Annotated in this window: 1 protein-coding gene; it reads right to left on the bottom strand. The window is 31.7% G+C overall.

Annotation, left to right across the window (positions count from 1 at the left end; all coding sequences use genetic code 11):
* Positions 1-741 (bottom strand): MBL fold metallo-hydrolase (locus AMN78_RS03890; protein ID WP_075534267.1); only part of this gene is annotated, 741 nt, incomplete at both ends.

Genomic DNA, 741 nt, shown 5'->3' with positions numbered 1-741 from the left:
AGAAATTGTAAGCACCCAAATTTCCAAAACCCAAATCAATAGGGCCAAATTTTTTTCCTAATTCCTTGTAAAATGGTGCTGGTCCAGTATCACAAGCAAAAAAGATTTTTTTACCTTTGTATTCAATTAAAAAGCTCCCCCAAAGTGATCTATTCGTATTTCCATCTCCCCAGATCCACCGTTTGGACCAATGTTGACTTGGAAGCATTGTAACTGTGATTTCATCATTAATTTTAATTTTATCAAACCAATCCATTTCTTTGACAGTACTTTTTTTATATCCATTTTTCGTGAAATATTTCCCAAGTTTAAGAGGCACAAGAACTTTAGTATTCTTATAAGGAAAGTTTTTTATAGTACGAATACTCATGTGATCATAATGATTGTGTGTCAACAAAAATAAATCTATCCTAGGAAGTTCTTTTAGAGTTAAAGGGGACTCTATGTATTTCTTTGGACCAAATATCATAGGTCCATAATTTTTTTCAAAAACTGGATCAGTAATAATTGTAGTATCCCCAAGTTTAATTATAAAGCTCGCGTGATCAAGCCACATTACATATGAGTCAGATTTATGCTTTTCAAGATTTTTTAAAACTAACTGTTTATCTATTACATGTTCAGGTGGATAATCAATCTTAAGTTTCTTTTTTTCCTCCCTAAAAACTTTCCAATCCCATTTAAAATTAGGGTCTCTTTTTGGACCCCCTTCAAGGTTTCTAAAAGCATATAATTTTCCGT

Source organism: Candidatus Pelagibacter communis, assembly GCF_001179945.1.
Classification (GTDB): Bacteria; Pseudomonadota; Alphaproteobacteria; order Pelagibacterales; family Pelagibacteraceae; genus Pelagilacustribacter; species Pelagilacustribacter ubique_A.
Note: the sequence above shows the minus strand (reverse complement) of the source record. Positions and strands in the feature narration are given on the sequence as shown.